This window comes from Streptomyces sp. NPDC088252 (assembly GCF_044740965.1).
In the GTDB taxonomy this organism is placed as follows: domain Bacteria; phylum Actinomycetota; class Actinomycetes; order Streptomycetales; family Streptomycetaceae; genus Streptomyces.
In genome coordinates this window covers 212,092-235,183 of record NZ_JBIURS010000011.1, presented here as the reverse complement: position 1 = coordinate 235,183, position 23,092 = coordinate 212,092, and the positions used below count along the sequence as shown (strand labels likewise).

Sequence of the window (23,092 nt, the reverse complement as noted above, 5' to 3'; positions counted from 1 at the left end):
CCCAACCGTTGTCCCCCTCATGCGCCACAGCGGCAGCACACAAACGGGGCGGAGGGGTGCAGGGTCAGCGCTCGTGCGGCCGGTACGGCAACTGTGTGAACCTGCCTCTCGGAGACTGGTGACCAGATTGCCTTTCGGAGAAGAGAACAAGGCCGGGCCCGAAGGGCCGACCTTGCGCTCGGAACTCACTTCTTGGCGGTTGTGTCCTTACTTCGACAGCCAGTCGAACGCGAGCCGTTGAAGGATCGGGGTGTGGTCCCCCTGCCGCGCGGCGGCTTGACCGTGATGCCCTTCTTTCCAAGGGCGCACTTCAGGAGCATCCGCTTGTCCGCCATATCCGCCGCTTCCCACGCCTCACGCAGAGTGTCGGCCTGTGTGAGGGGCGAGAGATCTGCCTGCGCGTCCAACGCCTCAAGGGTCGCGGTGATGGAGTCGATAACGGCGCGCTGCCCTTCGCTCAGCTCCTCGAAGCGCTCCTCGTCCGTCTTCCCGTACACGTAAAAGTCGTCTTCGAGCTTCTTCACACGCCGCTGGGCCGCCTCAAGGGCCTTCTGGGCCTCGTCCTTCTTAGCCTGCGTTTCGCGGTCCGCGAAGGCGAGCCACCGGCGGGCTATCTCGATGACCGTTGAGCTTGTTCCGCTTTGACGGACACCTTTGGTGTGGTGGTCAGGCTGCCAAGGCGGTCTCGTATTCGGCGGGACTGCGGTAGCCGAGGCTCCCCTTCCACTGGCGGGTCGAACAGGCTGCCGCGCCCTTCTCCGTCGCTGTCGACCTGAGAGCCATCTGACAGCGCTGGAGCAGAACCCGAACATTCCGCCTGCGTGACTCCTCGAACACCTCGGGCGACCACGGCCACCAGTCGACGGGATTGTCGGCATGCTGGAGGAGGTACGGGGAAGTCTCACGGTCCAGGCGATTCGGCATACCCACATCCTCTCTCAGGCCCGACGGATCGCCTCACTCTCTCGCGCTGACGCGCCGTACGCAGGAGACTGGGCGGCGCTGTCGGCCGAGGCAGCTGCAATCGTCGTATCCGGAGGGGGACGCACATGCGGGACAGCCATCGGGCTGAAGCCGAACGGCTGTTGGTACGCGCCGTTGAGGAAGAGGTACGGCGATCGGGCGGGCGGGCCGACGCCGCAACGCTGATGTCGCGCGGACGGGCCGCGCTCGATTCCCTGGCGGCGGGCGCGGACGACGAGTACGCCGCGTATCTGCGGGCGCTGGACGCGGCGGAGGCCGGACAGCAGCCGCTGTCACGGCGGTTCAGCCGGGCGGCCCTGGGAACTCCTCTGCTGGTCACCGGAGTTGCCGCGGTCGCCGCCGTCGGCGCGGACGTCGCGTTCGGTACGGCGACGGGGCCGGCCCTCGGCGCGGGCGCCGTCGTCGCGGTCGCGGGGGCCACGGCGACGGTCGCCAAGGTCACCGCCTCGCACTGGCCCGCCGCCCACCGGCGGGCGGGTGCGCTCGGACAGCCCGGTGGCGCCGAACAGCTGCGGCTGCAGTGGCTGGCGGCGCTGGAGGTGCGGGGCATCCGCCCGTTCCTCGACCAGCAGCGCATGCTCAACCCCTCGTCCCGCACACCGGCGAAGAAGGTCCCCGCGCAGTCGCGGACCGCCCCGCAGCTGCGGGGCGGGGACCGCAGCGCCGCGGCCCGCATGCGCGCGCTCCTGGAGCAGTCGTTCGGCCATCTGCCCGCAGCGAAGGGGCCGTTCGCCGGGCGGCGGGCCGAGCTGGCGCAGATCGCGCAGTGGGTGCGCGAGGCCCGCGCGTCGACGGAGACCAAACCGACGGTCGTGGTCCTGCACGGTGCGCCCGGCGCCGGACGCACCACACTCGCGGTACGGGCGGCGCACAGCCTGAAGGACCAGTTCCGGGGCGCCTGCGTGGTGGACCTGCGCGGCGACGTGGCCGGGGAGGCGCCGCTGCCCACCCGGGACGCGCTGCTCCATCTGCTGAACCGGCTGGGCGCGCCCCGCGAGCAGCTGCTGTTCCGTGAGAGGGCCTCCGCCGAGCAGCAGGTGCGGCGGCTGAGCGAGCTGTACCACCAGCACCTGACCGGCACCCCGGTGACGATCGTCCTCGACGACGCCGGCGACGCGGCCCAGGTCCGCACCCTGGTCCCCGAGCGTTCCGACAGCCTCGTCCTCGTCACCTCGCGCGAACCCCTGGAGCTGCCCGCCGACATCCCGGCCCGGGTCCATCAGCTGCCGGTCGGCGCGCTGCACACGGCGGGAGCGGAGGAACTGCTGCGCGAGGCGGCCGAGGCGGAGGAGGCGGGCCCGTACGACTCCCGGTCGACGGACACCGTCGCCGAGCTGTGCGGCGGGCTGCCGCTGGCGCTGCGCATAGCGGGCTCCTCGCTCGGGCCGCGCACCCGCAGCGCCCTCGCCACCGATCTCGCCGCGTACGGGCCGGTCGCGCCGGTCGAGCGCGCGCTGTGGCTGCGCTACACCGACCAGTCCGAACAGGCTCGGCGGCTGCTGCGCCGGCTCGCGCTGGCCGGGCGGGCGAGCCTCGGCGCCGCGGCGGCGGCCGCGCTGCTCTCGACCGACGAGCAGGAGGCCGAGCGGCTGCTGACGGACCTGGCCGGAGCCGGTCTCCTGGACCATGTACGGGGCTCGCGCTACCGGCTGCACGATCTCGTACGGGGCTTCGCCCTGGCCCGGCTGCGGGACGAGGAGGTGGCGGCGGACCGGACCGCGGCCCAGGAGCGGCTGATCCGGAACTACGCGGACCTGGCCGGTGCCGTGATCCGCATGGTGGACGGCAAGATGTCGACCCGGGCCGGACAGTTCGGCTCGCACGGGTTCGGTTCGCTGGACTCGGCGCTGCGCTGGCTGGACGACGAGTCGAGTTTCATCACCTCGGCGCTGCGGCACGCGGAGGGCGTCGACCAGGGGGCCGTACTGGATCTGCTGGGCGCGCTCTGCGACTACTGCCTGCTGCGCGGCGACCTCTACCGGCTGGGTGAGATCAGCGAGCTGACGCAGGCCGTGGACAAGGGGCTGCTGGAGCGGTCCGTGCAGTGGCGCACCGGCATCGCGGCCCGTCAGCTCGGCGAGCTGGACAAGGCGCGCACCACGCTGTCGTCGGTGGTCGGGCTGTACCGCGAGGCGCAGAACGAGGCGGGCACGGCGCTGGCGCTCTGCTCGCTCGGCATCACCCTGCACCACCAGGGCAACCTGACCGAGGCGGCGGCCCGGCTGCGGGAGGCGATCGAGCTCCAGTCCTCCGACGAGCAGGCCGAGGACCGGGCCTGGTCGCTGCATGCCCTGGCCGCCGTCGAACGTGACCGGGCCCGTCTGGTGGAGGCGCTGACCCTCCTGGACTCCGCGCTGATCCTGCACCGTGAGGGCGAGTCGCTGCACGGCGAGGCCTGGACGCAGTTCCAGCTGGGCCAGACCCTGCTGCGGATGGGCGACGTGGACCGGGCGAAGGACGCCCTGCGCACGGCCCTGGATCTGTACAGCCGCACCCGTGACGAGCGCGGCGAGGCCTGGGCACTGACCCAGCTGGCCCGAGCCCGGCTGCTCGACGGCGACCCGGCCGCGGCGGCCGAGGAGCTCCACCTGGCCCTGGCCCGCCACCGCGACAACGAGGACGCGCGCGGCGAGGCGTGGACGCTGTACTACCTGGGCCAGGCCCTGGAGGAGAACGGCGACACCGACCAGGCGGTGCGGCAGCTGGAGCGGGCGCGCACCATGTTCTCCCGGATGCGGGACGTGTACGGGCTGGCGTGCGCCCGGCACCACTCGGGCCGGGTCACCCGCGACCAGCGTGCCGCCCAGACCGGGAACCTGCGCAACTCCGGCTTCGCCCGGCAGCTCCTGATGGACGCCCGCGCGGACTTCCGGCGCATCGGGGTCGCCCACGGCGAGGCCTGGACCTGTCTGGAGCTGGCCCTGATCGACGCGGGCAACAACCGCGCCCCGCAGGCGCTGGAGCTGTGCGGCGAGGCGGCGGAGCTGTTCGACTCCTACGGCGACACGCGGGGCGCGGACTGGGCCCGCTTCCTGCGCTGCACGCTGCTGCCCTACGCGTCACCGGGGGGCAGTGAGGTGGGCTCGGTGGTGGCCCAGCAGGAACTGGCCGACCTGCTCCGGGCCGGTCACCCGACGCGCGACGGGAAGCTGGAGGACTGCGCGGAGGCGTTCACCGTGGTGCTGAACCGCGGCGTGGACCTGGAGGACGGCTGGCAGGCGTGGCGCCTGGGCATGACGCCGACACGCCATGCGCGGGAGGTCATGGGCGTGGCGGTCCCGCCGAGGGCATGACGGCACACCGGACGCCGCCTCGTCCTCAGCCCCTTCGGTGACCGTCCGGGAACCGGGCGCCACCGGGGGCCCGGCGACCGCCCCGGGGAAGGGCGGCCACCGGGCCCCCGGGGGCGCCGGTCGCCTACTTCCGCTTCGCGGAACCCGCTCCCACGGCGGCGTCGGGCACCGCCTCCGGATCCGGGGCCTCCACGAAGTCGACCTTGCCCATGTGCCGGTTCATGGACTTCATCAGCAGCCACACGCCGCCGGCGAGCGCCGCGAAGACGATGAAGCCGAGAACGCCGGGAGTCACCTTGTTGTCGTCGACCTCCTTGGCGAGAGGGACGAGATGGGTCAGTGCCTGGGTCGCGTACATATCAGGCATTGTCGCGGATGCCCGCGAAGAGGTCGCTCTCGGGGAGGGAGGTATCGACGAGAGACTTCGCCAGCTCGTACTCCTCGGTCGGCCAGACCTCCTTCTGGATCTCCATCGGAACGCGGAACCAGCCGCCGTCGGGGTCGATCTGCGTCGCGTGCGCGATCAGCGCCTTGTCGCGGATCTCGAAGAAATCCGCGCACGGAACGTGCGTGGTCAGCGTGCGCTCGTCGCGCTCGAACTCCTTCCAGCGCTTCAGCCACTCGCCGTACGGGGACTCCAGTCCACGGGCGAGCAGTGCCTCGTGGAGCGCCACCGTGCGGGGCCGGTTGAAGCCCTGGTTGTAGTAGAGCTTCTGCGGCTGCCAGGCCGGGCCGAACTCCGACTCGGGGAAGGTCTCGGTGTCCGCCGCGCCGTCGAACGCGATCATCGAGATCTTGTGGGTCATGATGTGGTCGGGGTGCGGGTACCCGCCGTTCTCGTCGTACGTCGTGATGACCTGCGGCCGGTGGGCGCGGATGCTGCGGACGAGACGCCCCGCCGCCTTCTCCTCGTCCTCCAGTGCGAAGCAGCCCTCGGGCAGCGGCGGCAACGGGTCGCCCTCGGGCAGACCCGAGTCGACGAAGCCGAGCCACTCCTGCCCCACGCCCAGGATCTCCCGGGCCTCGTCCATCTCCTTCCTGCGCACCTCGTGGATGTTCTCCTCGATGTAGGCGTCGCCCTGGAGCTTCGGATTGAGGATGGAGCCGCGCTCGCCGCCCGTGCAGGTCACGACCAGCACGTCCACCCCCTCGGACACATACTTGGCCATCGTGGCCGCGCCCTTGCTCGACTCGTCGTCGGGGTGGGCGTGAACGGCCATCAGTCGCAGCTGCTCAGTCAAGACTCGATCCTCAGTGATTGGTCGCCATTGAGTGGTGCGTCGCGAAGCGGCGCCGGTGTGGGGTGGCGGTCGATAGGCGGGAGGCAGGCTTCTATAGTGACCGAACCGGGGGGCGGAAAATTCCTCGATCCCCGGTACGGGAGGAACGATCATGACCGCGGTGCGCGAAGCGCTTCCGGAGAACCGCTACGGCCGCTCCGCCGATCAGCGCGCGGACCGCAAGCTCAAGATCATCGGTTCGGTGCTGGGCGTCGCTCTCCTCGGCGTGATCGGCTGGATCGGTTACGACTACGTCGGCGGCCAGGGCCTCAGCGCCGAGGTGATCAAGTTCGAGGTCGTCTCGGACCAGCGGGTCGATGTGCACCTGGAAGTGCGCAAGGGCAAGGACACCAAGGGCTACTGCACCCTCCGCTCGCAGCACGAGGACGGCAGCGAAGTGGCCCGCAAGGACTTCCGCTTCGACGACCCCACGGATCGTGTCGACCGCGTCCTGTCGCTGCGCACGACATCCAGGGCGACCAACGTCGAGCTGCTGGGCTGCACCGACGACGGCGGCGCCGCGCACTGACGGCGGCGGGGCGGCGCGCTGACCGCCGCACGCCGGAACCGAATCGCTGTTGATGCCGCTGACCTGCGCAAACGCAGTGCCGGCGGTAAACCTTCTCCCCCTTTTCCTGGGGAATTGTTAGGCTCGTGGTTTCGCCCACCCGTAGGGGCACATGCTTACGGGTAGGGCGATGCTTTGTATTCCCAGTACCGACGAGGAGCACCCTGTGACCCAGACCAGCGAAAACGTCACCTGGCTCACGCAGGAGGCGTACAACCAGCTCAAGGCCGAGCTGGAGTACCTGTCTGGTCCCGCGCGCACGGAAATCTCCGTAAAGATCGCGGCGGCCCGTGAGGAGGGTGACCTCCGGGAGAATGGCGGGTACCACGCGGCCAAGGAGGAGCAGGGCAAGATGGAGTTGCGGGTGCGCCAGCTCACCCAGCTCCTGGAGCACGCGAAGGTCGGCGAGGCGCCTGCCGACGACGGCGTGGTCGAGCCCGGCATGGTTGTGACGATCGCCTTCGACGACGACCCGGACGACACGATGACCTTCCTGCTCGCCTCCCGCGAGTACGCGAGCTCGAACATCGAGACGTTCTCCCCGCAGTCGCCGCTCGGCACCGGCGTGAACGGCAAGAAGATGGGCGAGAACGCCGAGTACGAGCTGCCGAACGGCAAGACCGCCACCGTGAAGATCCTCGCGGCGAAGCCCTACACGGGCTGACACCGCACCCCACTGACGCGGGGGAGCCCCCGGCCCGACGGCGAATTCGACGGGCCGGGGGCTCCCCCGCGTGTGCGGCATCCCACACACGCATGTGCGGCGCACACACCCGCGAGGGCCGGGCGGCGCCTTCGCCCCGACGCGGTGGACGAGCTCAGCTCATCACCAGATAGCCCGCGTCCCGCAGCGCCGCCGAGACCTCCTCGCAGTGCTCCGGCCCCTTCGTCTCCAGCTGCAGCTCCACCTCCACCTCGGTGAGCCCGAGCCGGGGATCGGTCCGCACATGGCCGATGTCGAGCACATTGGCGTCGACCACCGAGAGCACGCCCAGCAGTGTGGCCAGCGAGCCCGGACGGTCGGTCAACCGCAGCCGCAGGCTCAGATAGCGGCCGGCCGCGACCATGCCGTGGGTCAGGATCCGCTGCATCAGCAACGGATCCACATTGCCGCCCGACAGGAGCGCGACCACCGGCCCGCGGAATGACTTCGGGTCGCTCAGCAGCGCCGCCACCGGGCTCGCACCGGCCGGTTCCACCACCAGCTTCGCCCGCTCCAGGCAGAGCAGCAGCGCACTCGACAACTCGTCCTCGGAGACCGTACGGACCTCGTCGACCAGCTCCCGGACCAGCTCGAACGGCACATCGCCCGGACGCCCCACCTTGATGCCGTCCGCCATCGTCTGCAGGGGGCCGATCGACACCGGGTGTCCCGCGGCGAGCGACGGCGGATAGCAGGCCGCACCGGCCGCCTGCACGCCGACGATCCGCACGTCCGGCCGGATCGCCTTGACCGCCACCGCGATCCCCGCGGCGAGACCCCCGCCGCCGATCCCGACGACGACGGTGCGCACCTCGGGACACTGTTCGAGGATCTCCAGGCCGACCGTGCCCTGCCCGGCGATGATGTCGGGGTGGTCGAAGGGATGGATGAAGACCGCGCCGGTCTCGTGCGCGTACTCCTGGGCGGCGGCCAGCGTCTCGTCGACGACATGGCCGTGCAGCCGGACCTGCGCCCCGTACTGGCGGGTGGCGGCCACCTTCGGCAGCGGTGCCCCGACCGGCATGAAGACCGTCGACCGCACACCGAGCAGCGCGGAGGCCAGCGCGACCCCCTGCGCATGGTTTCCGGCGCTCGCGGCGACGACCCCGGCCGCCCGCTCCACCGGTGACAGACCGGCGATCCGCACGTACGCGCCACGCAGTTTGAACGAACCGGTCCGTTGCAGGTTCTCGCACTTGAAGTGGACCGGCGCGCCCACGAGCTCCGTGAGATGGCGGCTGCCTTCCATGGCGGTCACCCGGGCCACACCGGAGAGCATCTTCTGCGCCCCGAGGATGTCGTCGAGGATCAGCGGAGGAAAGTGGCCGGACGCGCGGAAGTTCATACCGTAAGTCTTGCAGCTCGGCAGGGCGCCGAACGCCTCGTACGGTCCCGTCCTGCGCCGTTGTCCACAGGTTTGTGCAGCGCTGGTACGCGTTGCCCCGTGGCCGCGTACTCTGTCCCCCACCCATCCGAAACCGCACGAAGAGAGCCCCCGGCCATGCCCCCTCAGGACATGACGACAGCTGCGTCTCCTTCCGGGGGCGCCACCCCCGCATCCACGGATTCCGACCACGTGCTCGACGCGCTGCAGCACCAGGTCGCGGTATTCGCCCGCCGTGCCGAGCAGACCCGCCTCGGCGGCGTCGGCCAGGTGCGCAATTCGATGGACCGGGCCGCCTATCTGCTGCTCAACCGGCTGGACCGGGAGGGCCCGATGGGCGTCAAGGCACTGGCCGCGGGCATGGGGATCGATTCCTCGACCGTGACCCGACAGGTCGCACCCCTCGTCGACACCGGCCTGGTCAAGCGGACCTCGCACCCGGAGGACGGCCGGGCCGTCGTGCTCCAGCTGTCACCGCGCGGCCAGGCCCGGCTGGACGAGGTCCGCGGTTCCCGGCGCGAGCTCATGACACAGGTGACGGACGACTGGACCGCCGAGGAGCGCGAGACGTTCTGCGCGCTGCTCACCCGGTTCAACGCCGCGCTGGCCGCCCGGCAGGCCACGCACCAGACGCCCCCGGCCGGTTAGGGTCCTCCGTTCGGACCAGGCCGGATCAGCGAGTGGGGTCCGGCCGCCCCGGACAGGAGGCCCTGGTTCCCGCCCGGCGGACGCGCGGCACCCGAGGCCGCACGGGCCACTGGACGCACGCCTCTTGACCGCAAGCCCCCGCAGCGGCTCGGATGAGCACTGTGCGAGAGCGCCAGGCGGGCCGGGAGCGGCGCCGCGCCCAGGAGTTCGAGGCCTTCGTGGCGGGCGCGGCCGGCCGACTGCTGCACACGGCCACGCTGCTCACCGCCGAGCCCCTGCTGCCGCCCGGCGCGAACCCGCGGGCCCAGCGGATGCTCATGGCCGCACTGGCCCGCACCTACGCGCAGTGGGGGCGGCTGCGGGGCGAGGACCCCTACGACCGCACCCGGCGGGAGCTGGCCGTGCGGTTCGCCCACGAGGTCTGGCGGCACCACAGGCCGCGCGGCGGACCACTGGACCGGCTGACGCCGCAGGAGCGCCTCGTTCTCGTGCTGCGGCTGTACGAGGGGGTCGCGGAGGAGCAGGCCGCGGCCCTGCTGGGACTTCCGGTGGAACGGATCCGGGCGATCTGCAACCGCTCGGTGGCCACGATGCTCGGCACCCGCCGGCCCACGGCGCGGTGGGGGCCGCAACGCCCGCTGGAGGCGGCGCCGTGAGCCGGGGCGGCAACCGGGAGGACGAGGTCCGGCGCATGCTGGACGGCCCGCATCCGCAGGTGCCCGCCGACCTGGCACGGCGCGCCGCCGGGCGCGGCGGCCGGCTGCTGCGCCGACGGCGCCTGGCCCGCAGGCTGGCGCTGCTGGTGGCGTTCGCCGCGGTGCTCGCCTTCACGGTGTGGGCGGTGCGGGTGCAGCCGTGGCAGGTGCCGCCCGCCGAGACGACGCCGCTGGACGGCTGGTGAGGGCCGGATCGGGGCGAACTATCCTGGAACGGGGCGACAGGGGCAACCGGCCGAGGAGGCTGCGATGACCAGGAAAGTCGCCGACTGCCGCAAGTATCCGAGCGTCACGAACTGCTCGCTCACCATCTCGGGCGAGGAGGAGGAAGTCGTACGGGCCGCGGCCGAGCACGCGGTCTCCGTCCACGAGCACACCGACGGCCCGGAACTGCGCGAACAGATCCGGGCATCGCTGGACGACGAGAAGGTCGACGCCTGAGAGCCTGTCGGGTGACCTCGGATCGGATGGCGGGCCCGATTCCTCGAACCCGCCCGGTCGTCCCCGGTCGCTCCGCCACCGGGCGGGACCCGGGGCCCTTCGCGGGGCAGGACTCGGCATCGCGCCGGGGACGCGAACCCGGCCTGATCCGAACGAAAGCGCCTAGCCGAGCGCCTGTGTCAGATCCGCGATCAGGTCGTCGGCGGACTCGATGCCGACGGACAGCCGGACGAGGTCGGCCGGCACCTCCAGCGGGGAACCGGCCGCCGAGGCGTGCGTCATGCGGCCCGGGTGCTCCACGAGGGACTCGACACCGCCCAGCGACTCGCCGAGGGTGAACAGCTTGGCCCGGTTGCAGACGTGGACGGCGGCCTCCTCGCCGCCCACGACTCGGAAGGAAACCATGCCGCCGAAGGCCTTCATCTGCTTGGCGGCGACCTCGTGGCCGGGGTGCTCGGGGAGTCCCGGGTAGAGGACCTGGGTGACCTTGGGGTGCCGGGTCAACAGATCGGCGATCTTGGTGGCGTTCTCGCTGTGCCGGTCCATGCGGACCGCGAGGGTCTTGATGCCGCGCAGCACCAGCCACGCGTCGAACGGTCCGGCGACCGCGCCCATCGCGTTCTGGTGGTAGGCCAACTCCTCGGCCAGTTCCGGGTCGTTGACGATCAGCGCGCCGCCCACGACGTCCGAGTGACCGCCCATGTACTTCGTGGTGGAGTGGACCACCACATCGGCGCCCAGGGCGAGCGGCTGCTGGAGGTAGGGGCTGGCGAAGGTGTTGTCGACGACCAGGCGCGCGCCCGCCGCGCGGGCCACACCGGCGATCGCGGCGATGTCGGTGATGCCGAGCAGCGGGTTGGACGGGGTCTCCACCCAGATCGCCTTGGTGCGCGGGGTGATCGCCGCCCGCACCGCCGCCACGTCCGAGGTGTCGGCGACGGAGAACTCCACGCCCCACCGCGAGACGACCTTCGCGAACAACCGGAACGTGCCGCCGTAGGCGTCGTTCGGGATGACCACGTGGTCGCCGGGGGTGAGCAGCGTACGGAGCAGGCAGTCCTCGGCGGCGAGGCCGGAGGCGAAGGCGAGTCCGCGGCGGCCGCCCTCCAGGGCCGCGAGATTGTCCTCCAGGGCGGTACGGGTCGGATTGGCGCTGCGGCTGTACTCGTAGCCGCCGCGCAGTCCGCCCACGCCGTCCTGCTTGTACGTGGACACCTGGTAGATGGGCGGAACAACGGCGCCGGTGAGGGGATCGGCGGTGTTTCCCGCGTGGATCGCGAGAGTCTCGAAGCTGTGCTGGTCGCTCATGGGGCCCGAGCGTAGTTCGTCGCGAGGGCGCCCACCGGGCTACCGGGCCGTCCGGTGACAATGGGGGCATGGAGATTCTCTGGTTCCTGATCGCGCTGTGCATGCTCGCCGCGGTCATCGGCCCGTTCGTGTTGCGCCGCCGCGGCGGTATCCGGCAGGTCGCGCCCGGTTCGCCGGACGCCGCCGACCCGGACACCTACGGCTTCGCGCGCGAGGAGGAACTGGACGTCCGGCTGCCGGGCCCGGACCAGGATCTCCTCGATGTGCTGGACGTCGTGCAGCGCTCCCAGGACTGGCGGGCGGCTTCGCAGCTGCTGGCCGGCACGCCCAAGGAGGGCGAGGTGCGGTGGCAGCGGGTGCAGGCGTTCGCCGGCGCCGCCTCGCTGGAACTGGCGCAGCAGCCCGGTGTGGGCGGCGCGTGGCTGCGGAAGTGGCGGGCCGAGGCGCCGAAGGACGCGGGCGGCGCGGCGGTGCACGCCGAGTTCCTGGTGCAGCAGGCATGGCGCTCGTCGACCGCGGGGACGGACGACTTCCGGATCATCCTGGAGGAGGCCCGTACCGTCTGCGGCGAGGCAGCACTGCTGGCGCCCGGTGACCCGGTCCCGTACCTCGTCGAACTGGCCGTCGGCCGCGGACTCGGGTACTCCCACGAGGAGTTCGACCGGCTCTGGGCGAAGATCATCGACCGGGCCCCGGCCCACATGGGCGCCCACATCGCCGCGCTGCACTACTGGTGCGAGAAGTGGCACGGCTCGCGCGAGGAGGCCGACCGCTTCGCCACGACGGCCGCCGCCCGCGCCCCGCAGGGCTCACTGCTGGCCGCGCTGCCGCTGTTCGCGGTGTACGAGCATCTGCCCGAGGTCAATCTCGTGCAGGGTTTCTACCGGAGCGCGGTGGTGACCAAGGCGGTCGAAGGCGCCCTGTTCGCGGTGCACGCGGCCCGTCCGGACGATCCGATGCTCGCCCATGTCCGGCACCTGCTGGTCCTCTTCCTCGTCCGGATGGAGCGCTGGTCGGAGGCGATGAACCAGCTCGTCCACGTCGACGGTCACGTGGGTGCGCTGCCGTGGACCCAGAACCCCGACCCGGCCGCCGCGTACGCGGTCTACCGGGCGCTGGCGGTGGCCGGCTACGAGGCGAACGGCGGCAGCCCGGCGACGCTGCCCCGGTAGCCGTGCGCCCCGGCGCCCGGCACCCGTTCCCCGAGTGACGACCGGGGGCGGCGCGGCCCGCGCGGCCCCCGGTCGTCAGCTGCCCCCGTTATCGCGTTGCCGCGCCCGTCCGCCGGACGACATACTCCGATTCCCCACGCGCACCACCGCCACCGCTTCCCGTCCCCTTCCCGTGGGGGGAATCCGTCCGATGAGCCCAACTCTGCGTGCCGTGCGTGCCGTTGCTCTGTTCGCCGGCTTCTACCTGCTGGGCATCCTCCTGCTCGCCGTCCTCTGCGTCCTCGACTGGGCCGCGTTCCGCTGGACGTGGCTCCCCGTCGCCGCGATGGTTCTCGCGCGCACCTCCTTGCCGGTGCTCCCGATCGTGCGAGGCATGTTCGTGCTGCGCATACCGAAGGACGACCATGTGCCTGGACTGCACGTCGACGAGACCCGGCAACCCCGGCTCTGGGCCATGGTCCGCGACCTCGCCGACCGGGTCGGCACCCGCGCACCCGACGAGATCGTGCTCACCGACCAGGTGAACGCCTCGGCCGTCGAGGACACCAGGTTCCTCGGCCTGGTCGCCGGCCGACGCCGGCTCCACGTCGGGCTGCCGCTGATGATCGGCATGTCCGAGGCCCAGCTGCGTTCCGTGCTCGCGCACGAGATGAGCCGTTTCGCCAACTCCGACACCCGCCTCACCGCAATCAACACGCGCGGCCGGATCCAGATCGCCCGCACCATCACCCACTTCCAGGAGTGGGTGGGCAAGGCCGTCGCCATGGAGCGGGCACGCCAGCAGAAGAAGGCCGCCAAGGCGCTCGCCAAGGGCAGGAAGGCCAAGGAGGTCGATCCGAGCGACGCCGGTGCCTCGCTCCGTAGGATGACGGCGCTGTACCGGCGGTACGCGAATTTCTCCCGGCGCGTCACGCTGTCCGACACCCGCTGCGCGCAGTTCGCGGCCGACGCCTCCGCGGTGCGGATCACGGGCCGTGCCGCGACCGCGTCCGCACTGCGCGAAATCCAGGTCCTCGTCGACATTCACGAGGACTACATGGACACCTACGCCACGCTCGGTGTGGGGGCCGGGATGCTGCCCCCGCCCGGCCAGGTCCTCGGCGGCCTGCGGCATGTGCTGGCCGCGCGCGGGGACGAGCTGGACGAGATGCGCGACTCCCTGCCGTTCGAGCCGTCCGCCCCTTACGCGCATCCGTGGGTCACGGAACGCATCGCCCGGATCGAGGCGCTGCCGGACGACGGGCGCGCGTCGGAACCCGTGGAACCGGCCCTGGGCCTGCTCGTCGACACCGGGCGCACACTGGCCGCTGTCGAGGAGCGGGTGCTGACACCTCAGATGCTGCGGCTGCGCCGGGTCGACTGGCCGGACCTGGTGCACGAGTCGATGACGACGTACGGAAACCGGCGGGCGCGGAAGTTCAGGGCGGCGGTCGCCGAGGTGACCGGCGGCGACGGCTCGGTGACCGACGCGCTGGACGCGCTCGACGCGGGCGCACAGTGGCAGATCGCCGACCACCTCCCCAAGTCCGACGAGGCCCGAGCGGCGACCGGACGCGCGGCCCGCGAGTTCGCCAGGCCCAAGCTGCGCGGCGGGCTGACGGACCTGGTCGAGAGCGAGTACGTACGGCAGGGACGGGCCCGCTGGCGACTGTCCTGGGTCGACGACGACACATCACTTCAGCTGCCGCGGGGTCACGAGGAGATGCTCCCGGCGGCGCTGGACGCGGCGGTGGCGGACGTCCCGGACACGAAGCCGCTGCGCGAACTGCTCACCCCGTGACCGCCGTACCCGCTTGCGAACCGGACCGGAACTTTCCATGACGCCTCTGCTGCTCCTGTCGGCCGCCGCTCTGTGCGGGTACCTCTGGACGAAGACCCGGAAGAAGCCGCCGCAGACCGCGCAGAGCACTCCCGGCCCGCCGGAGGCCGCCGCGCGACTCGGCCTGGTACCGGCCGACGAGCTCGACACCGCGGACGCCTGCTCCCCCGACCCGCGCGACGAGGAGATACGCGCCGCCGTCCGCTCCGGCGACTGGCGGGCGGGCGCCGCCTTCCTCGACGAAGCGGGTCGGGACTGGCACGAGCGCTACCGGCGCGCCGCCGTCCTCCAGGACGAGGCCGCGGCCGACGACGCCTGGCTGCTGGCCTGGCGCGCCGTGCGGCCGAAGGACGCGGGTGCGGCTCTCGTGCACGCCGGTGCGTTGACCGGCGTCGCCGCACAGGTCCACGGTACGAAGCCGACGCGGCGCCCCACGTGGGAGCAGTCCTACGTCTTCCACCAGGTGATGGTCAGGGCCCGCGAGGCATGCCACGAGGCCCAGGCGCTGGCGGGCGACGACCCGTGTCCGTACGTCGCCGAGATCCCCTGCGCCCTGGGCCTCGGCTACACGCCCGCCGAGTGCCGTGCCTTGTGGGCGGAGGTCGTCGAGCGCGACGCGCCCCACCTCGCGGCCCACGACGCGGTGCTCCGGTACTGGTGCCACAAGTGGCCCGGCTCGCACGCGCAGGCCGAGTGTTTCGCACGCGAGGCGGCGCGGCAGGGCGCCCCCGGCCGGCTGCTCTCGCTGCTCCCGCTGTACGCCGCGTTCAAGCAGGAGCGGGCCGACCGGAACACGGATGAGGATGTGTACTACAAGAGCCCGGCGCTGATCGCCGCGGCGGACCTCTGCCTCGTCGACGTGGCCGCCGCCGTGGCGGCCGACCCCGGAGACCGGCGGATCCTCCGGGCCCGCCACCTGCTCGCCTGGACGCTGTACTGGCAGGACCGGTACGAGGAGGCGGTGGAGCAGTTCCGGGCGATCGACGGCCATTTCGATGCCGACGCCCCGTGGTCGTACTTCAGGGATCCGAAGAAGTACTACGTCCAATGCCGCGGCTACAGCGCCTGGCGGGTCGTGGAGGCGCACGGCGACTGACCGTCACGTACGGGGTGCGGGCGCCGGAATCTCCGGCGCCCGCACCGCGTTGTACGGACCGTAAACCGCAGCCCCCGGAGGAGCCCCCGTATGTTCCTGCACCGCCGTACCCCGCAGCTCCCCACCCCCGAGGAGGCCCTGAAGGGCCGCCCCACCCCCGAATTCACCGTCCCGTCCCGCCACACGGTCCTCGGCAACCCGCTGCTGGGCCCGTACCCGGAGGGTCTGGAGGTCGCGGACTTCGCGCTGGGCTGCTTCTGGGGCGCCGAGCGCACGTTCTGGCAGACGGACGGCGTCTGGACGACGCTCGTCGGCTACCAGGGCGGCTACACGGAGAACCCCGCGTACGAAGAGGTCTGCTCGGGCCTGACCGGCCACACGGAGGCGGTCCGGGTCGTCTTCGACCCGAGGACCGTCTCCTACGCCGAGCTGCTGAAGCTGTTCTGGGAGTCCCACGACCCGACCCAGGGCTTCCGCCAGGGCAATGACGTGGGCACGCAGTACCGCTCGGCGATCTACACCCACTCCCCCGAGCAGGCGGCGGCCGTGGCGGCCTCCCGCGAGACGTACCAGAAGGTCCTCACGGGCTCCGGCTTCGGCGCGATCACCACGGAGATCCTCCCGGCCGAGGGCCGCACGTTCTGGCCTGCGGAGGCCTACCACCAGCAGTACCTCGATCGCAACATTAACGGCTACTGCGGCATCGGTGGCACGGGCGTGTCCTGTCCGATCGGCATCGCCGAGGCTCCTGGAGACGAGTGATCCACAGGCCCGGCGCAGCCCTCAATCAGCGGCGCGTACTGGGCCAGGAAGGACTCGTACACCTCACGGCAGTCGGCAGCCGTCTGTCGCTGCTCGGCCTCGGTGAGTGGCTGGAGCGTCCACCGCGGTGCACGGCATGGTCAAAGACCTGCGCGACGACTTCGGCGACAGTGTTCTCCGAGCCGCAGGACGGCCACGCGCCGATAGCCCCGGGCGTTTGGTCTGCGGCCGACCGGCAAGCCGATAGCGGCACAGCTCATGCGCGTGCCCCCTCACCACCGCAACCTACAGGCAGGTGGTGTCAGGCGCGCTCCGGCTCGTTCCGTTCCTCGGTGGCTGCGGCCCGGGCGCGACGGCGGCCCAGCAGGGCGCTTCCCGCGATCACAAGGCCGATCGTGACGACCTTGACGGCCCCGTAGTAGCCGGTCGCCAGGTTCTCCGGGGCACCGGGCAGCCGGAGGAAGACCCACGCTGCCGCGAGACCCCCGAACCCGATCAGGGCGACAGCCCCCAGTGTCCCGAGCTCCGCCCACCAGGGCCTTGTGTCATAACCCCGCTCGTCGGTCTGCTCAACGTCCTTGTCGATCACGGTCTGTTCTCCTGTGCATGTGGTAGCAGTCGAGAGGGAGGGCGCGGGCGGTTCACCGAGCCGACCGCTTCCTCCAGGAGCCGGCATTCTGCCAGTCGGCGAAATCTCCCACTCGCCAGCTCTGTTCGAACGGGGCGGTGGACGACTCCCGCCGGCGTACCGGCAGGACCAGAATCAGAAATGCCACGCACCCAGCGTCCGAAACCGCCTTCTCACACCGTCCGGATCGCGACACGGGCCCAGCGCCGTGGGCTCCGGCCCGGGATCCGCTCCCATGCCTGCTTCGGCGGGACCGCGATCGGTTCGCCCACGCGAGCATCGCGGCCGTCGGCCGTGAGACCTCGGGGGAACCGGGGCGCTCCGACCGGGGCGCTCCGGTCGGAGCCGTCAGGCGCGAGCGGCAGCCGCCTCGGCGATCTGCCGCGGCGTGGTCTCCAGCCACCAGCTCGGGTTCGCGGTCCCATCGGTGGTGCGACCGTCGTTGTGGACGTAGTGCCGCACGTCCCGGCCCGGCGCGCTCAGCTCGCCCGCGAGCGCCCGCTCCAGCCACTCTGCTCCAAAACGGAAGACTTCCGCAGCGGTGCCGCCCAGCGGATGGAACTCGTTTTCGTAGACGCGCATCTCCTTCGGTGCACGGACCCGCTCATAGGTGGCAAGTGCCTGCTCGAGCTGGGTGAGCTCGACGAATTCACCGATCCCCATGAAGACCGGACAGGTGATCTCCGCGACGAACTCTCCCAGCGGCATACGCTGCGCCAGCTGCACGTCGAAGACGTCCTCGTCGGTGTACCCGGCCATGTACATGTAGTTGTTCTTGAAGGTGGGCTGCGCTCTCTAATCAGCACCGCAACGGCGCTTGAGGTGACGAGGTCGCAGTTCATGTGGCCTCGTCGTTCGTAGTGACGGTGGCGGGCTCGGTGTCGTCTGCGTCGGCGCCAGGTCGACCAGCGCGGGACGTGCTCGACCGTGGGTCGGAAGAGGCTTACCAGGCGGATGATCAGGCGTCTGAGCTCGGGAAGGCTGAGCGGGACGAGTCCGGTAGGCGTCTCCTGCCCGACCGGTGTGGCCGACGCGCCGACCGAGGACTGACGCGACAGGGTCAGTGGCGGCTGCCATGCCTACGCCCGGCCTTACACCGGCACCTCGCCGATTTCTTCATTCTGTGCGATCGACGGGTCCGGGCATCGGAGAAGATGAGCCACCACACTCGCGCCGGGAACCGCTTCCGGCAGCGTTGACCACCGCATAGAGAGGGCCGTCCGACCCATGACGAGCGAAGGCCGCAGCGCTCCTGCGGCCCGAACCGGCGGGCCCTGGTTCATGGCCGACGAACTTCTCGCGTTCGTCGTCGAGTTGGTGGCGCTGGCTGCTCTGGCCCGGTGGGGTCTCACCACCGGGGACGGTGCGGCTGCTCAGCTGGTACTGGGGCTGGGAACCCCGGCGGTGGCCATCGTGCTCTGGGGGATGTTCGCCGCCCCTCGCGCCCGCTTCCGGCCGCCTCTCGCGGGGGTTCTGCTGGTCAAGGCGGTGGTGCTCGGCGCTGGTGTGTGCGCGGTCCACGCGGTGGGGCATCCGGTGGCGGCGGTGTTCTTCGGCGTCGTCGTGGTCGTGAACACGGCTCTGGCGGAGGCTCTTCGGCGCCGCACACCGCGGCGCGGAGCGCCGGCTGCCTGACGTGACAGCGGCCCGGCCGCGGAGGGCGGCCGGGCCGGTGTGGCGTCGGATCGGCCGGATCAGATGAGGCCCTGCGCGAGCATCGCGTCCGCCACGAGTTCGAAGCCGGCGATGTTGGCGCCGGCCACGTAGTTGCCGGGGCTGCCGTAGCGCTCCGCCGTGGTGTAGCAGGAGTCGTGGATGTGGCGCATGATCTCCGCGAGGCGCTCCTCGGTGTGGGCGAACGTCCAGGAGTCGCGTGAGGCGTTCTGCTGCATCTCCAGGGCGCTGGTGGCGACGCCGCCCGCGTTGGCCGCCTTGCCGGGGGCGAAGGCGACGCCCGCTTCCTGGAGGACGCGTACGGCCTCCGGTGTGGTGGGCATGTTGGCGCCCTCGGCGACGGCCTTCACACCGTTGCGCACGAGGGCCAGCGCGTCGGCCTCGTGGAGTTCGTTCTGGGTGGCGCAGGGCAGGGCCACGTCGCACGGGACGTTCCAGACCCCGGTGCCGGCGACGTACCTGACGTGTTCGCCGCGCCGCTCCGCGTACTCGGAGATCCGGCCGCGGCCGGCCTCCTTGATCTCCTTGAGCAGGGCGAGGTCGATGCCCTTCTCGTCCACGACGTAGCCGTTGGAGTCGGAGCAGGTCACCACCGTCGCGCCGAGCTGCTGGGCCTTCTCGATCGCGTAGATCGCGACATTGCCCGAGCCCGAGACGGCGATGCGCTGCCCGTCGAGGGACTCGCCCCGGCTGCGGAGCATCTCGGCGGTGAAGAGGACGCAGCCGTACCCGGTCGCCTCGGTGCGCGCCTGGGCACCGCCCCAGCCCAGGCCCTTCCCGGTGAGGACCCCGGACTCGTAACGGTTGGTGATCCGCTTGTACTGGCCGAACAGGTAGCCGATCTCCCGGCCGCCGACGCCGATGTCACCGGCGGGGACGTCGGTGTACTCCCCGAGGTGCCGGTGCAGCTCGGTCATGAACGACTGGCAGAACCGCATGATCTCGGCGTCGGAACGGCCCTTCGGGTCGAAGTCGGCGCCGCCCTTGCCTCCGCCGATGGGCATGCCGGTGAGCGCGTTCTTGAAGATCTGCTCGAAGCCGAGGAACTTCACGATGCCGAGGTTGACCGAGGGGTGGAAGCGCAGTCCGCCCTTGTACGGACCGAGCGAGCTGCTGAACTCGACACGGAAGCCGCGGTTCACATGGATGTCGCCGGAGTCGTCGGACCACGGCACGCGGAAGATGAGCTGGCGCTCCGGCTCGCAGACGCGCTCGATGATCCGGGCGTCCACGAACTCGGGCCGCTGCGCGAGGACCGGGCCGAGGGTCTCCAGGACCTCTCGTACCGCCTGGTGGAATTCCTTCTCGCCCTGGTTCCGGCGGAGTATCTCCGCGTACAGCGGCTCGATGACGCGGCTCTCGGTGGCGTGCGAGGTCGCGGAGTCAGGGGTGACCGGCATCTGATCAAGACCTTCCGTGGGTCGGCAGTGCGCGCGAAGGTGCCCCCGTCCCGAGGGGCACCAGCGGTCCCCCTCCCCATTGAGGGCGTCGCCCGGTATCGCGCGCTCTGCGGCTCACGAAAGCGACGTACAGAACCGTTGTGGCATACCGATTGTCCCAGTGACCCGGAAAGATGCGCCACGGTATCCGCATAGTGGGCCCCCGACCGTGCCCGAGCTCATGCGTCGGCCGGGCGGCGCAGCATCCACAGGCCCACGCCGGACGTGAGGGCGACCACACCGGAGACGACGCTCAGCGCGATCTGCAGGCCGCCGTCGCCCACGAGGAAGTTCAGGCAGACGTTCGCGGCGATGGCCGCGCAGAACACGATCCAGAGCAGTGCTTTCATGGTGATCCTCCGTGGTCGGGGTGGTGTCCGGTGATGGCTCCATCCTTCCGGCGCACGCCGGTCGCCACGAGGGGCCGGCCTCCCGGAACCGTGGTGTAGCCAGCTGCACCGTCGGTCCGAAGACCTGGAGCCCGCTTGTCCGGACCGACCGCCCGCGTCGGCAGCGACGCTCCCGGTCGCCGTCCGCGGGCGCAGGCGGTCCGCGCGCTCATCTCAGCGGCCGGCGCCGGCGGCGGGTGCCCGCGTAGCGGCTCAGCACTTTCCCTGCCAGGGAAGTCCGTACGAGGAGTCGATCCGGTACTCACCGGCCGCCGGCACCTTCAGCCGGGTCCACTCGCCCGCCCGCTCCACGCAGCCGGTGTCGGCCCGCAGCCAGGGGGAGTAGGCGACGCGCAGGATCACCGATCCGGGCGTGCGGGTCCGTACGACGAGTCCGGCGCCGTCGCCGCGGACGACGGACGAGCCGGCGCCCGACACCACGGGCGTCGCGTCCTCGACCCGGTAGACGCGCCAATGGGGGTCCCGCCACACGGGCCTCAGCCAGCCCGGCTCGTCGCGCACGAGCGCGGCCTCGTCCTTCGCGGCCCAGTCCGGGGTGCCCTCCGGCAGCACGACGTATCCCACCGCCCAGCGGTGAAGCCAGCCGCGGTACTTCTCGGCGGAGAAGGAGCCTTCGTAGAAGAGCGCCCCGCGCTCCACGTCGAGCTGGCGATTCCAGCCACGGGCCAGGTCGACGTGGGGGCCGAGGGCGCTCGTCTCCCGGTGATCGACGGTCGGCACCACTTCGACTCGTGTGCGATCGGCCCCGAGACGGTCGAGGGCGGCCACCACGCCCTCGGTCTCCGTGGCCCAGGCCGGCACGGGAGTCGACATCCGCAGCACATGGACGGCATGCTGCGTGACCCACTGGAGGGACAGCGCCAGGGCCGCACCGAAGGCGACCTTCCGCCAGAACCGCACCTCGTGGGCCGACAGCGCGGCGAGCAGGACCGGCGGTCCGAACAGCTCGGCGAGGCGGACGACGTTGGAACCGACCGGCGACGGAATGAGAACGGTCAGCACGACCCCGACCGCGTAGACCCCCGCACCGAACCGCAGCACGCGCCACTCCCGCGGCGCCAGCGCCAGGAGCAGCACACCGAACAGGACCGGCTTCCAGACATCGCTCGTCGCCATCGGCATCTCGCCGCTGAACGGAAACAGCAGAGTGGTCAGTCCGATCACGGCCGCGGGCGGGGCGCACAGCACGGCGGCCCGTCGCCGGTCCCGCTCCAGCAGCCAGCCCGCGCCCGCGACCAGCAGGAAGAGTCCGGCGACCGGACTGGCCATGGTCGCCAGCGCACCGAAGACACCGGAGAGGACCAGGCGGCGCGAGCCGCCCACGAGGACCAGAACGGAGACCAGCGCGAGGGCCACCCCCAGGGCGAAGGTGGAACGGCCCGACGCCACATTGCACCAGAGGGTCAGCGTTGCCAGCAGAGCGGGCCACAGGGGGCCGCGCATCCCGCTGCGGACGAACAGGCTCGCTGCCGGCCAGGAGGCGGCCACCCCCGAGAGCACCGTGACGGTCCGCACGCCGAGCACCGCCATCAGTTGCGGTGCGATGACGCTGTAGTTGCCGACGTGGACACCGCCGTACCAGGAGAGGTTGTACGGGGTGCCGGGATGCCGCGCCACGAAATCGGTCCAGGCCACCTGCGCCGCGAGGTCTCCGCCACCGGTGGCGAGGAAGGCCGCCCAGAGCACGTGGAGCGGCACGGAGAGGGCCGTGGCGAGGAGCGGCACGCGATGGCTCTGCCAGACGGCATCGATCCGCCGGGAACCGTCGGGGCGCGTACGTCGCATCGGCGATCCGGGCGTCTCGACGGAGGGTTGCACGAGCTGTTCCGTTCAGTGGTCGAGCAAGAGCGGCGGTGAACACGCTAGCTCCATAAGGTGCGTTGACCCGGTCGATCGGCCGACGTCAGCCCGATTCCCGCTGTTCCGGGGCGAGTCGAGCGTTGTCCACGTAGCAGAATCCATCAATTCGCTGCCCGTGCCCCGGATCCGACGGGGCGGAAAACCCACCCCTGTGCGGGCAGGGACGTGAGTGCGCATCCGGGGCACGCGGGACCGCGCGATCGGACATGATGCCGTCATGACGACGCCACGGGGGCGCAGACGTACCCCGAGCTGTTCCCGCCCGACGACCGCACCGCCCGGCCGCCCACCGCTGGAACACGGGCACCCACGGCCTGCGGGGCCGTACGCGCGCCCGGCGCTGCAGCCCGCCCCCGGGCAGCGCGCCGCGCCGCGCGTCCCACCGCGGGTGGGCGACATGCGCCGCTATCTCGCCATCGGCCTCGACGGCTACCTCTGTCTGGTCACCGGCGGCTTACTCGCCCGGCCGTACGTGGTCACGGCCGACATTGCCGAGGCCGTCGGTCTGCTCCTCGCCCCGACGCTCGCGTTCTCGTTCCTCAATCACGTGGTCCTCACCGCGCTCGCCGGAGGCGGCGCGGGCAAGCTGATCATGGGGATACGGGTGATCGGACTGCCCGACGCCGGACGCCCGGGGCCCGGCCGGCTGCTGCGGCGCTGGCTGTACGGACTGGGCCGGCTGCCGTTGCAACCGTGGTACGCGCTGCGCGCGTTCCTCACGGGCCCCGGTCCCCTTCCGCTCAGCGCCCTCTGGAGCAGCGGGCACACCGATCCGACGGGACTGCGCCAGGTCCGCCGCAGCGACCTCGTCGCCCACCGGAACGCCGCCGCCCACCGGTGAGCCCGACCGGAACCGCCGCCGCCCACCGGTGAGCCCGACCGGAACCGCCGCCACCACCACTGAAAC

Annotated in this window: 23 protein-coding genes and 1 pseudogene; 13 read left to right on the top strand and 11 right to left on the bottom strand. The window is 71.5% G+C overall.

All coding sequences use genetic code 11. The annotated features are described in order from the left end of the window. Positions 1 to 185 precede the first annotated feature (185 nt). Complete coding sequence (locus tag ACIOHC_RS23895) at positions 186 to 524, bottom strand: hypothetical protein (protein WP_401843866.1); 339 nt, start codon at positions 522 to 524, stop codon at positions 186 to 188. Positions 525 to 795: 271 nt separating this feature from the next. Beyond that, positions 796 to 924, bottom strand: a pseudogene (locus ACIOHC_RS23890) (DUF255 domain-containing protein); the annotation flags it as partial. Between the two features lie 125 nt (positions 925 to 1,049). Here ACIOHC_RS23890 and ACIOHC_RS23885 point away from each other — a divergent pair. Continuing rightward, positions 1,050 to 4,277, top strand: a complete 3,228-nt coding sequence (locus ACIOHC_RS23885; RefSeq protein ID WP_401843864.1) for a tetratricopeptide repeat protein — start codon at positions 1,050 to 1,052, stop codon at positions 4,275 to 4,277. A gap of 124 nt (positions 4,278 to 4,401) precedes the next feature. Here the strand turns inward: ACIOHC_RS23885 and ACIOHC_RS23880 are convergent, their stop codons facing one another. Both ACIOHC_RS23880 and mca read right to left on the bottom strand, forming a co-directional pair. Beyond that, positions 4,402 to 4,635 carry a hypothetical protein gene (locus tag ACIOHC_RS23880; RefSeq protein ID WP_351080374.1) on the bottom strand — a complete coding sequence of 78 codons (234 nt, stop codon included), beginning with the start codon at positions 4,633 to 4,635 and terminating at the stop codon, positions 4,402 to 4,404. 1 nt (position 4,636) lies between these two features. After that, complete coding sequence (gene mca, locus ACIOHC_RS23875) at positions 4,637 to 5,518, bottom strand: mycothiol conjugate amidase Mca (RefSeq protein WP_351080375.1); 882 nt, start codon at positions 5,516 to 5,518, stop codon at positions 4,637 to 4,639. Between the two features lie 151 nt (positions 5,519 to 5,669). Between mca and ACIOHC_RS23870 the strand changes: the two genes are divergently transcribed. Then, entirely contained in the window at positions 5,670 to 6,086 is a 417-nt protein-coding gene (locus tag ACIOHC_RS23870; RefSeq protein ID WP_401843862.1) for a DUF4307 domain-containing protein, read from the top strand. 205 nt (positions 6,087 to 6,291) lie between these two features. Then, a complete protein-coding gene (greA, locus tag ACIOHC_RS23865; protein ID WP_351080379.1) occupies positions 6,292 to 6,789 on the top strand; it encodes a transcription elongation factor GreA in 498 nt (165 codons plus the stop codon). A 154-nt stretch (positions 6,790 to 6,943) separates the two neighbouring features. On the opposite strand, the gene ilvA is transcribed toward greA, so the two are convergent. Beyond that, positions 6,944 to 8,173, bottom strand: a complete 1,230-nt coding sequence (gene ilvA, locus ACIOHC_RS23860; RefSeq protein WP_351080381.1) for a threonine ammonia-lyase — start codon at positions 8,171 to 8,173, stop codon at positions 6,944 to 6,946. A gap of 156 nt (positions 8,174 to 8,329) precedes the next feature. On the opposite strand from ilvA, the gene ACIOHC_RS23855 reads away from it, so the two are divergent. The 4 genes from ACIOHC_RS23855 (at position 8,330) to ACIOHC_RS23840 (ending at position 10,017) form a co-directional block, all read left to right on the top strand. After that, positions 8,330 to 8,860, top strand: a complete 531-nt coding sequence (locus tag ACIOHC_RS23855) for a MarR family transcriptional regulator (RefSeq protein ID WP_351080383.1) — start codon at positions 8,330 to 8,332, stop codon at positions 8,858 to 8,860. Between the two features lie 161 nt (positions 8,861 to 9,021). After that, positions 9,022 to 9,516, top strand: coding sequence for a sigma factor-like helix-turn-helix DNA-binding protein (locus ACIOHC_RS23850; protein ID WP_351080405.1), 495 nt, complete (start codon positions 9,022 to 9,024; stop codon positions 9,514 to 9,516). After that, on the top strand, positions 9,513 to 9,761 hold the full coding sequence (locus tag ACIOHC_RS23845) for a hypothetical protein (RefSeq protein ID WP_351080385.1): 249 nt from the start codon (positions 9,513 to 9,515) through the stop codon (positions 9,759 to 9,761). Before ACIOHC_RS23850 ends, ACIOHC_RS23845 begins: the two co-directional genes overlap by 4 nt. 64 nt (positions 9,762 to 9,825) lie before the next feature. After that, the gene (locus ACIOHC_RS23840; RefSeq protein ID WP_351080386.1) at positions 9,826 to 10,017 is read left to right on the top strand and encodes a DUF1059 domain-containing protein; all 192 of its coding nucleotides are present in this window, start codon (positions 9,826 to 9,828) and stop codon (positions 10,015 to 10,017) included. A gap of 162 nt (positions 10,018 to 10,179) precedes the next feature. Here ACIOHC_RS23840 and ACIOHC_RS23835 read toward each other — a convergent pair whose 3' ends face one another. Further along, a complete protein-coding gene (locus tag ACIOHC_RS23835) occupies positions 10,180 to 11,325 on the bottom strand; it encodes a cystathionine gamma-synthase (protein ID WP_351080388.1) in 1,146 nt (381 codons plus the stop codon). 68 nt (positions 11,326 to 11,393) lie between these two features. Between ACIOHC_RS23835 and ACIOHC_RS23830 the strand changes: the two genes are divergently transcribed. The 4 genes from ACIOHC_RS23830 to msrA all read left to right on the top strand — a co-directional run bounded on the left by ACIOHC_RS23830 (position 11,394) and on the right by msrA (position 16,174). After that, positions 11,394 to 12,497: a hypothetical protein gene (locus ACIOHC_RS23830; protein WP_365689405.1), complete on the top strand. Its 1,104-nt coding sequence runs from the start codon at positions 11,394 to 11,396 to the stop codon at positions 12,495 to 12,497. A gap of 190 nt (positions 12,498 to 12,687) precedes the next feature. Continuing rightward, positions 12,688 to 14,277, top strand: a complete 1,590-nt coding sequence (locus ACIOHC_RS23825) for a M48 family metalloprotease (protein ID WP_401843860.1) — start codon at positions 12,688 to 12,690, stop codon at positions 14,275 to 14,277. Positions 14,278 to 14,314: 37 nt separating this feature from the next. Further along, positions 14,315 to 15,412 carry a hypothetical protein gene (locus ACIOHC_RS23820; RefSeq protein WP_351080394.1) on the top strand — a complete coding sequence of 366 codons (1,098 nt, stop codon included), beginning with the start codon at positions 14,315 to 14,317 and terminating at the stop codon, positions 15,410 to 15,412. A gap of 90 nt (positions 15,413 to 15,502) precedes the next feature. Beyond that, positions 15,503 to 16,174 (top strand): peptide-methionine (S)-S-oxide reductase MsrA, encoded by a 672-nt coding sequence (msrA, locus tag ACIOHC_RS23815; protein WP_351082173.1) that lies wholly within the window; start codon positions 15,503 to 15,505, stop codon positions 16,172 to 16,174. 301 nt (positions 16,175 to 16,475) lie between these two features. Here the strand turns inward: msrA and ACIOHC_RS23810 are convergent, their stop codons facing one another. Together ACIOHC_RS23810 and ACIOHC_RS23805 are read right to left on the bottom strand one after the other, a co-directional pair. Beyond that, positions 16,476 to 16,763, bottom strand: a complete 288-nt coding sequence (locus tag ACIOHC_RS23810) for a hypothetical protein (RefSeq protein WP_351082171.1) — start codon at positions 16,761 to 16,763, stop codon at positions 16,476 to 16,478. A gap of 387 nt (positions 16,764 to 17,150) precedes the next feature. Further along, positions 17,151 to 17,561: a hypothetical protein gene (locus ACIOHC_RS23805; protein ID WP_401843856.1), complete on the bottom strand. Its 411-nt coding sequence runs from the start codon at positions 17,559 to 17,561 to the stop codon at positions 17,151 to 17,153. A 468-nt stretch (positions 17,562 to 18,029) separates the two neighbouring features. Between ACIOHC_RS23805 and ACIOHC_RS23800 the strand changes: the two genes are divergently transcribed. Next, positions 18,030 to 18,437, top strand: a complete 408-nt coding sequence (locus ACIOHC_RS23800; RefSeq protein ID WP_351082165.1) for a YrdB family protein — start codon at positions 18,030 to 18,032, stop codon at positions 18,435 to 18,437. 59 nt (positions 18,438 to 18,496) lie between these two features. Here ACIOHC_RS23800 and gdhA read toward each other — a convergent pair whose 3' ends face one another. From gdhA to ACIOHC_RS23785, 3 genes are all read right to left on the bottom strand, one after another. Next, positions 18,497 to 19,876: an NADP-specific glutamate dehydrogenase gene (gdhA, locus tag ACIOHC_RS23795; RefSeq protein ID WP_401843854.1), complete on the bottom strand. Its 1,380-nt coding sequence runs from the start codon at positions 19,874 to 19,876 to the stop codon at positions 18,497 to 18,499. A gap of 218 nt (positions 19,877 to 20,094) precedes the next feature. Then, complete coding sequence (locus ACIOHC_RS23790; RefSeq protein ID WP_351082162.1) at positions 20,095 to 20,265, bottom strand: hypothetical protein; 171 nt, start codon at positions 20,263 to 20,265, stop codon at positions 20,095 to 20,097. Positions 20,266 to 20,517: 252 nt separating this feature from the next. After that, the gene (locus tag ACIOHC_RS23785; RefSeq protein WP_401843922.1) at positions 20,518 to 22,110 is read right to left on the bottom strand and encodes a hypothetical protein; all 1,593 of its coding nucleotides are present in this window, start codon (positions 22,108 to 22,110) and stop codon (positions 20,518 to 20,520) included. Positions 22,111 to 22,582: 472 nt separating this feature from the next. On the opposite strand from ACIOHC_RS23785, the gene ACIOHC_RS23780 reads away from it, so the two are divergent. Further along, positions 22,583 to 23,026 (top strand): RDD family protein, encoded by a 444-nt coding sequence (locus tag ACIOHC_RS23780; RefSeq protein ID WP_351082160.1) that lies wholly within the window; start codon positions 22,583 to 22,585, stop codon positions 23,024 to 23,026. The last annotated feature ends 66 nt before the right edge of the window (positions 23,027 to 23,092 follow it).

Coding starts and splice junctions, on each gene's coding strand:
- ACIOHC_RS23880 (WP_351080374.1), bottom strand. CDS start 4,635: ATGTACGCGACCCAGGCACTGACCCATCTCGTCCCTCTCGCCAAGGAG.
- ACIOHC_RS23820 (WP_351080394.1), top strand. CDS start 14,315: ATGACGCCTCTGCTGCTCCTGTCGGCCGCCGCTCTGTGCGGGTACCTC.
- ACIOHC_RS23855 (WP_351080383.1), top strand. CDS start 8,330: ATGCCCCCTCAGGACATGACGACAGCTGCGTCTCCTTCCGGGGGCGCC.
- ACIOHC_RS23840 (WP_351080386.1), top strand. CDS start 9,826: ATGACCAGGAAAGTCGCCGACTGCCGCAAGTATCCGAGCGTCACGAAC.
- ACIOHC_RS23885 (WP_401843864.1), top strand. CDS start 1,050: ATGCGGGACAGCCATCGGGCTGAAGCCGAACGGCTGTTGGTACGCGCC.
- gdhA (WP_401843854.1), bottom strand. CDS start 19,876: ATGCCGGTCACCCCTGACTCCGCGACCTCGCACGCCACCGAGAGCCGC.
- ACIOHC_RS23780 (WP_351082160.1), top strand. CDS start 22,583: ATGCGCCGCTATCTCGCCATCGGCCTCGACGGCTACCTCTGTCTGGTC.
- ACIOHC_RS23835 (WP_351080388.1), bottom strand. CDS start 11,325: ATGAGCGACCAGCACAGCTTCGAGACTCTCGCGATCCACGCGGGAAAC.
- ACIOHC_RS23870 (WP_401843862.1), top strand. CDS start 5,670: ATGACCGCGGTGCGCGAAGCGCTTCCGGAGAACCGCTACGGCCGCTCC.
- ilvA (WP_351080381.1), bottom strand. CDS start 8,173: ATGAACTTCCGCGCGTCCGGCCACTTTCCTCCGCTGATCCTCGACGAC.
- msrA (WP_351082173.1), top strand. CDS start 15,503: ATGTTCCTGCACCGCCGTACCCCGCAGCTCCCCACCCCCGAGGAGGCC.
- ACIOHC_RS23785 (WP_401843922.1), bottom strand. CDS start 22,110: ATGCGACGTACGCGCCCCGACGGTTCCCGGCGGATCGATGCCGTCTGG.
- ACIOHC_RS23830 (WP_365689405.1), top strand. CDS start 11,394: ATGGAGATTCTCTGGTTCCTGATCGCGCTGTGCATGCTCGCCGCGGTC.
- ACIOHC_RS23800 (WP_351082165.1), top strand. CDS start 18,030: ATGACGAGCGAAGGCCGCAGCGCTCCTGCGGCCCGAACCGGCGGGCCC.
- ACIOHC_RS23825 (WP_401843860.1), top strand. CDS start 12,688: ATGAGCCCAACTCTGCGTGCCGTGCGTGCCGTTGCTCTGTTCGCCGGC.
- ACIOHC_RS23805 (WP_401843856.1), bottom strand. CDS start 17,561: ATGGCCGGGTACACCGACGAGGACGTCTTCGACGTGCAGCTGGCGCAG.
- ACIOHC_RS23790 (WP_351082162.1), bottom strand. CDS start 20,265: ATGAAAGCACTGCTCTGGATCGTGTTCTGCGCGGCCATCGCCGCGAAC.